Genomic DNA, 7855 nt, shown 5'->3' on the forward strand with positions numbered 1-7855 from the left:
GCACGCCCAACGAGATCGACCTGTACCAGGCCCAGCTCGACCTGTTCCTGGACCCGAACGACCCGAAGGTGATCGAGCAGGCCCGCATCGACGGCATTCCCGACGCCTGGATGGCCGCGGCCCGCCAGAGCCCGGTCTACAAGATGGCGGTGGAGTGGAAGGTGGCCCTGCCACTGCACCCCGAGTACCGCACGCTGCCCATGGTCTGGTACGTGCCACCGCTTTCGCCCATCACAGCCTCGGCCAACGCCGGCATGCTGAGCCAGAACGGCGAGATTCCGGACGTGTCGCAACTGCGCATTCCGGTGAAGTACCTGGCCAACCTGCTGACCGCCGGCGACACCGGCCCGGTGGTGCGCGCCCTGGAACGCATGCTGGCCATGCGCTCCTACCAGCGCACCAAACACGTGGACGGCCTGGTCAACCAGGAGGTGCTCGACCAGGTGGGCCTGACCGCCCGCGAGGTGGAAGAGATGTACCGCTACATGGCGATCGCGAACTACGAAGACCGTTTCGTGATCCCGACCACGCACCGCGAGTACGCAGAAAACACCTTCAACGTGAAGGGCGGTTGCGGCTTCACGTTCGGCAACGGCTGCTCCGAGGGCGAGACCACCACCAGCCTGTTCGGCTCCGAGAAAAAGCGCACGATTCCCATCAAGGTGGAGAGCTGACATGGCCCTGTTTTCTTCATCCCCACCCCAGGCCCGCCTCACGCTGCGCGTGCTGGCGCACCTGCTGCGCTACCCCGACGCGGCGTTCCGCGCCCACACCGCCGACATGCGCGAAGCCCTGCAAGCCGAAAAGGCGCTGCCGGCCGCGCGGCTGGCCGAGCTGGACGCCTTGCTCAAGCACCTGGGCGCCAGCCCGGCGCTGGACGTGGAGTCCGAATACGTCGAACTGTTCGACCGGGGCCGCCGCACCGCACTGCACCTGTTTGAGCATGTGCACGGCGATTCACGCGACCGTGGCCCCGCCATGATCGACCTGATTCAGACCTATGAAAAAGCGGGTCTGTTTCTGGGCACCAGCGAGTTGCCCGATTATTTGCCGGTGGTGCTGGAATTTGCCTCCACCCAGCCACCGCCGCAGGCGCGTGAGTTCATGGGCGAGATTGCGCACATCGTGCGCGTGATCTTCAGCGCGCTCGCCGGTCGCCAAAGCCCTTACGCCAGCGTGCTGGCCGCCGTGCTGGAACTGGCGGGTGAAAAGGCCGAGGCCGTGGCCATTGCGCCCGAGCCCGAAATGGATCAGAGCTGGGCCGAACCCGAGGTGTTTGGTGGTTGCTCCACCGAAGGGCAGGCCAAACCCGGCCAGCCGCAGCCGATTCACATTGTCAGAAAGTCACCCCAACCTTCTCAAGGAGCGCAGGCATGAACACGCTGCACAACTTCCTCTTCAACGTCTTTCCCTATATCTGCCTGGCGGTGTTCTTCATGGGCAGCCTGGCGCGTTTTGACCGCGACCAATACACTTGGAAAAGCGATTCGTCGCAGCTGCTGCGCAAGCGCCAGCTGCGCTGGGGCAGCAACCTGTTCCACATCGGCATCCTGTTCCTGTTCTTTGGCCACACGGTCGGTTTGCTCACGCCCCACTTTGTTTACGAGCCTTTCATCACGGCGGGCCAGAAGCAAATGGTGGCGGTGGTGGCCGGCGGTGTGGCGGGTGTGATCTGCTTCATCGGCCTCACGCTGCTGCTGCACCGCCGTATTTTTGACGACCGCATCCGCCTCACCAGCCACCGCACCGATCTGTTCATCCTGGTCATCCTCTGGGTGCAACTGGTGCTGGGCATCGTCACGTTGCCGTTCTCCTATGGCCACTCCGATGGTCAGGCGATGCTGCAGCTGTCGGCCTGGGCGCAGGGCATCGTCACCTTCCGTCCGGACGCCAGCGTGCTGGCCGGTCTGGACTGGGTCTATCTGGTGCACCTGGTGCTGGGCATGACGATCTTCCTGCTCTTCCCCTTCTCGCGCCTGGTCCATGTGTGGAGCGGCTTCGGCACGCTGGCCTACGTGTTCCGCCCCTACCAGGTGGTGCGCAGCCGCAAGCTGGGCCTGAAGTCCAGCGTGCCGGCCGAACAGCGCCCTGTTTCACATTGACCCGAGGACACACAGCATGAACGCAGCAACAACCGTGGGCTGTGGCAGCGGCCACTGCGCCTGTGCCGGTGAAGCGCAGCCCGCCGTGGCCAGCATCAACGGCATGGCCCTGCACGAGGCAAGTGAGACACCCGACCCGGACACGCTGCGCGAGCGCGCCTACACCGAGCTGCTGCGCCAGCAGGCGGTGAAAGCGGGCCTGCTGCCGCGCCACACCGGGCTGGTGGCGCCCGAGCTGGACGGCGCGCAGCGCGCCGTCATTGAAGGCCTGCTGGATGCCGCCGTGGTCTCACCCGACCCGGGTGAATCCGAGTGCCGCCGTTACTTTGACGCCAACAAGGGCCGCTTCATCGTGGGCCAGGCCCTGCATGTGCGCCACATCCTGTTCGCCGTGACGCCTGGCGTGAATGTGCATGCACTGTCGCAGCGCGCCGAGGCGGCGCTGCTGGAGCTGATCCGCAAAGACGTGGCCCCGGGCCGCTTTGAGGCGCTGGCGGCCGAGCTGTCCAACTGCCCGTCCAGCGCACAAGGCGGCGACCTGGGCTGGGTGACACCCGAAGACTGCGCGCCGGAACTGGCCAACGAGCTCTTCTTCCAGACCGACAGCCGCTGGGGCATGGGCGTGCACCCGCGTCTGGTGCACACCCGCTTTGGCCTGCACATCATTGAAGTGCTGGGCCGGCGCAAGGGCAGGCTGCCCGAATTCGAGCAGGTGCAGGAGCGCATCCAGGCCCAGCTGGCGCTGCAATCGCGCAGCACGGCGCTGCGCCAGTACATGCAGCTGCTGGTCGGCCAGGCCCAGGTGGAAGGCCTGGCGCTGGAAGGCGCCGATTCCCCGCTGGTGCAGTGAGCGGCTGGCTGGGCTGTTTTTTCAGCGAAGCGGCTGTGTTTGACGCACCGCAAGGCGCCGACGGTGCAAGCTGGTTAGCCTCCCCTCGGCGGCATGGGCCGCAGCAACTGGATGTGGAACACCATGGAACGACTCTTCCCCCTTGAACAGATACCGGCTCAGCCGACCGCCGGTCAGACCGCCCCCACGGTGGCCCAGCGGGCGGCCGAGCTGCTGGCCCTGGCCCGCAGCGATGGCCTGCGCACCTGGCGCCTGGGCGGGCGCGAACTCATTCCGGTGGTGCAGGGCGGCATGGGTGTGGGTGTGTCGGCCGGTCAGCTGGCCGGTACCGTGGCCAGCTACGGCGGCGTGGGCACGGTCTCGTCGGTGGACCTGCGCCGCATGCACCCCGACCTGATGGCCCAGACCGGCCACCTGGACAAGGAACCCGATGCCAAGGCGCAGATCGACGCCGCCAACCTGGTGGCGCTGGACCGCGAAATACAGCGCGCCCGTGGCATCGCCCAGGGCCGCGGCCTGATCGCGGTGAACGTGATGAAGGCGCTCAGCGCGTATGAAATCTATGTGCGCCAGGCGCTGCACAGCGGTGCCGACGCCGTGGTGGTGGGCGCCGGCCTGCCGCTGGACCTGCCCGACATTGCCAAAGACCACCCGAAAACCGCGCTGATCCCCATTTTGTCGGACGCCCGGGGCGTGCAGCTGCTGGTGCGCAAATGGGAGAAAAAGGGCCGCCTGCCCGACGCGATCGTGATCGAGCACCCCCGCCTGGCCGGTGGGCACCTGGGCGCGGCCAAGGTGGCCGACCTGCAGGACGCGCGCTTCGATTTCGACACCGTGCTGCCCCAGGTGCTCGAATTCTTCAAAAAATCGGGCATTGAGGGCCAAATTCCGCTCATCGTCGCCGGCGGCATCGGCAGCCGGGCCGACATCTTGCGGTTGCAGGGCCTGGGCGCCAGCGCGGTACAGATGGGTACCGCCTTTGCGGTCACCACCGAATGCGACGCCGACCCGGCCTTCAAACACGTGCTGGCCGACGCGCGGCCCGAAGACATCGTGGAATTCGTCAGCGTGGCCGGCCTGCCGGCGCGCGCGGTGCGCACACCCTGGCTGGACAAGTACATCCGCATCGAACCCAAGCTGCAGGCGGCCGCACATGTGAAGAAAAAGTGCAACATGTCGTTCGATTGCCTGGCCCACTGCGGCTTGCGCGACGGCGTGGTGGGCATCGGCCAGTTTTGCATTGACCAGCAACTGGGCCACGCCATGGAAGGCGATACGGACAAAGGGTTGTTTTTCCGGGGTGCGGGAAGCCTGCCTTTCGGGCGCGAGATCCGGTCGGTGCACGACCTGTTGCAGTGGATGCTGGCAGGCATTCGGCCGCCCGTGGCCAACCATTGAAACGCGGGCGCCGGCCAGCGGGCACCTTATTCCATTTCCATATCAACCGTGCACTTTGTCGGCTTCGCTTGCCGTACGTTTGTACTGTCTGCGCTTCGCCTTCGCGTTCACGGTTGATATGGAAATGGAATTAGAAACCACGGGGCGGGGTGGCCCTCAACCGGGATGGATAGCGAAAACAGGTTTCAGCAGGGATAATCGCGTTCTTCCTTGCAGCCTTTTCGCCCGACCCAGGCTGCGCGCCCTGGTGGCCTCAAGCGGTTGCCAGCGCGGCCTTTCTGCGCTGTTTCGACGCCATGGGCCTTGTGGCACACAGGTCCATCCGAGCACCCCGCTGATCCCCACCATTCCGTCCGACAGGCTTTGCGCCTCTTCAAAAAACACCCGATATGAAACGCGACAACACCATGCGTCCGCAAGACCTGACCCAGACCCAGCCCATCAGCCTCGATGTGCTGAAAGAAAAATACCTCAAACCCGGCGAAGACGGCATTGAAGACCTGTACCGCCGCGTGGCGCGTGCCCTGGCTTCGGTGGAAAAAGAAGACGTGCGCGCCGAGTGGGAGCAGCGCTTCCTCGACAACCTGCACGCCGGTGCCATTGGCGCCGGGCGCATCATGAGCGCCGCCGGCACCGACATCCAGGCCACGCTGATCAACTGCTTCGTGCAGCCCGTGGGCGACGCCATCCAGGGCGTGGACCACGAAGGCTACCCCGGCATTTATGAAGCGCTTCGCGAAGCCGCCGAGACCATGCGCCGGGGCGGCGGGGTCGGCTACGACTTTTCGCGCATCCGCCCCAAAGGCGCCGAGGTCAAGGGCACGCACTCCATGGCGTCTGGCCCGTGCTGCTACATCAACGTGTTCGACCAGTCGTGCTCCACCGTGGAGAGCGCCGGTGCGCGCCGGGGTGCCCAGATGGGCGTGCTGCGCATTGACCACCCCGATGTGCTCGAATTCATCACCGCCAAACGCACCCCCGGCCGCTGGAACAACTTCAACGTGTCGGTCGGCGTGTCCGACGCCTTCATGGAAGCCCTGGGCAACGACCAGCCCTGGGAACTGGTGCACAAGGCCCGCCCCGGCGCCCCGCTGATCGCCAAAGGCGCCTACCAGCGCGCCGACGGCCTGTGGGTCTACCAGACCATCGCCGCCCGCGAGCTGTGGGACACGGTCATGAAGTCGGCCTACGACTTCGCCGAGCCCGGCATTTTGTTTCTGGACCAGATCCGCACCGACAACAACCTGCGCTACTGCGAAAGCATTGAGGCGACCAACCCATGTGTGACAGCCGACACCCGGCTGGCCACACAGTTCGGGCTGGTGAAAATCGGCGACCTGTACCACAGCGGCAAGGCCTTGGAGGTCACGGTGGACGGGCGTGCGCTCGCCAACCCCGAGACCGGCATGGCCACGCGCCCGGCCAAGCCGGCCTTCATGACCTCACGCGATGCCGATGTGTACCGGGTCACGACCGACGATGGTTTCGAGATCGAAGCCACGGCGTGGCACGACTTCTACACCACGCGCGGCAAGATCAAGCTGTCTGAGCTGGCGGTAGGGGATGAACTGTGGGTGCAGTCGGGTAAAGGTCAGTTCGGGCAGGAGGGCAGCGAAGAACTGGGGATGCTGCTGGGCCTGATCACCGGCGATGGCCATTTCACCAACCGAGGCAAGGGATTGGATGCGGCCTGCGTCAACCTGTGGAACGAAGAACGGGTGCTGGCCGAGCGCGTGACGGGCATCGTCAACGCCTTGACCGCGGGGCTCTCAGCCACCGCCCGGCAGTACCAGGTAGCGCCGGTGGCCGTGGCTGAGCGCAACCATGTGGTCATTCGGTCGGTTTTGCTGGCGCGCGCCCTGGCTGCGCTGGGCTTCAACCGCGACACCAAGCTGCGCGTGCCCGAGATCGTCTGGCGCGGCAGCGAGGCTTGCGTGAAGGGCTATCTGCGCGCACTGTTCCAAACCGACGGCACGGTCAACGTGTCCAGCAACAGCCAAAGCTGTTCCATCCGACTGAGTTCGAGCTACCCCGCCTTGCTCAAGGATGTGCAGGTAGTGCTGGCCAACCTGGGCATCCTGGCCCGCCTGCGCTTGCGCCGCGACGCCCAGACCAAGGACATGCCCAACGGCAAGGGCGGCCTCAGCCCCTACGAATGCCAGGCCCAGTACGAGCTGATCATTGACGGCCAGTCGCGCGAGCGCTTCATGGACGAGGTCGGTTTTCTGCTGGACTACAAGACCGAAAAATACCGCGCCTGGGTGGCCGACAAGGTGCTGCGCAAAACCCAGCCCGCCACCAGCCGGATCGCCGAGATTGTTCACATCGGCCGCGCTGCGGTGTTCGACACCACCCAAGCCGATGGCAACACGGTCATATTCAACGGTCTGGTCACTGGGCAATGCGGTGAGCAACCCCTTCCGCCCTACGGCTGCTGCGACCTCGGCCCGGTCATTCTCACGCGCTTCGTGCGCAACCCGTTTGGCTTTGGTGGCCTGCCGTCGTTCGACTTTGAAGCCTTCGAACAAGCCGTGACCACCCAGGTACGTGCGCTCGACAATGTGCTGGATGTGACCTTCTGGCCGCTGCCCCAGCAGCGCGAAGAGTCGGCCGCCAAGCGCCGCATTGGCGTGGGCTTTACCGGCATGGGCAACACCCTGGCCATGCTGTGCGTGCGCTACGACCGCGACGAGGGCCGCGCCATGGCCGCACAAATTGCCGAGCGCATGCGCGACGCCGCCTACGCCGCCTCGGTGGGTCTGGCGCAAGAAAAAGGCGCCTTCCCCAAGCTGGTGGTGGACGACTACCTGGCCGCCGGCACTTTTGCCAGCCGCCTGCCGGCCGCGCTGCAAAAGCAGATTCGCAAACACGGCATCCGCAACAGCCACCTGCTGTCCATCGCGCCCACCGGCACGGTCAGCCTGGCCTTTGCCGACAACGCCTCCAACGGCATCGAGCCGCCGTTCTCGTGGATGTACCGCCGCAAAAAGCGCGAGTCCGACGGCAGCACCAGCGAGTACGCGGTGGAAGACCACGCCTGGCGCCTGTACCGCGAACTCGGCGGCAACGTGGACCAGTTGCCCGAGTATTTCGTGAATGCGCTGGCCATGAGCGCGGGCGACCACATTGCCATGATGGAAGCGGTGCAGCCGTTTGTGGACACCGCCATTTCCAAGACGGTGAACGTCGAAGCCGACTACCCCTACGAAGACTTCAAGGGCCTGTACCAGCAGGCCTGGCGCGCCCACCTCAAGGGCCTGGCCACCTACCGGCCCAACAGCATTCTGGGCTCGGTGCTCGACACCGGCAGTGCGGCCAGTGACGCGGCCGCCGCCGCTGCGGCGTCTGCCCCCGCACCGGTGGACCCCATGCGCACCGTGATCGAGAGCCGCCCCAAAGGCGCGCTCTCGGCGGTGGCCGACAAGGTGGAGTACTGGACGCAAGAGGGCCACAAGACGCTGTACATCGTGGTCTCGTTCCTGCCGGTGCCTGCGGCCGACGGCGT

Annotated in this window: 5 protein-coding genes and 1 pseudogene; all 6 read left to right on the forward strand. The window is 65.6% G+C overall.

The window, feature by feature from the left end; translation table 11 throughout:
- A pseudogene (gene narH / locus Q7J58_RS13630) lies at nucleotides 1-674 on the forward strand (nitrate reductase subunit beta); the annotation flags it as partial.
- Nucleotide 675: 1 nt separating this feature from the next.
- The gene (gene narJ / locus Q7J58_RS13635) at nucleotides 676-1377 is read left to right on the forward strand and encodes a nitrate reductase molybdenum cofactor assembly chaperone (RefSeq protein WP_304828941.1); all 702 of its coding nucleotides are present in this window, start codon (nucleotides 676-678) and stop codon (nucleotides 1375-1377) included.
- Nucleotides 1374-2102: a respiratory nitrate reductase subunit gamma gene (narI, locus tag Q7J58_RS13640; protein ID WP_304828944.1), complete on the forward strand. Its 729-nt coding sequence runs from the start codon at nucleotides 1374-1376 to the stop codon at nucleotides 2100-2102. The genes narJ and narI overlap by 4 nt, the downstream gene beginning before the upstream one ends.
- A 16-nt stretch (nucleotides 2103-2118) precedes the next feature.
- The gene (locus Q7J58_RS13645; protein ID WP_304828947.1) at nucleotides 2119-2952 is read left to right on the forward strand and encodes a peptidylprolyl isomerase; all 834 of its coding nucleotides are present in this window, start codon (nucleotides 2119-2121) and stop codon (nucleotides 2950-2952) included.
- 123 nt (nucleotides 2953-3075) lie between these two features.
- Nucleotides 3076-4350 (forward strand): nitronate monooxygenase family protein, encoded by a 1275-nt coding sequence (locus tag Q7J58_RS13650; RefSeq protein ID WP_304828950.1) that lies wholly within the window; start codon nucleotides 3076-3078, stop codon nucleotides 4348-4350.
- A 389-nt stretch (nucleotides 4351-4739) separates the two neighbouring features.
- The coding region (locus Q7J58_RS13655; RefSeq protein ID WP_304828953.1) for an LAGLIDADG family homing endonuclease at nucleotides 4740-7855 on the forward strand (3116 nt) is incomplete at its 3' end.

It is taken from the genome of Hydrogenophaga sp. (assembly GCF_030656115.1).
In the GTDB taxonomy this organism is placed as follows: Bacteria; Pseudomonadota; Gammaproteobacteria; order Burkholderiales; family Burkholderiaceae_C; genus Hydrogenophaga.

What these genes read in the sequence shown, in the direction of transcription:
- narJ (WP_304828941.1), top strand. Translation starts at nt 676, where the DNA reads ATGGCCCTGTTTTCTTCATCCCCACCCCAGGCCCGCCTCACGCTGCGC.
- Q7J58_RS13645 (WP_304828947.1), top strand. Translation starts at nt 2,119, where the DNA reads ATGAACGCAGCAACAACCGTGGGCTGTGGCAGCGGCCACTGCGCCTGT.
- narI (WP_304828944.1), top strand. Translation starts at nt 1,374, where the DNA reads ATGAACACGCTGCACAACTTCCTCTTCAACGTCTTTCCCTATATCTGC.
- Q7J58_RS13650 (WP_304828950.1), top strand. Translation starts at nt 3,076, where the DNA reads ATGGAACGACTCTTCCCCCTTGAACAGATACCGGCTCAGCCGACCGCC.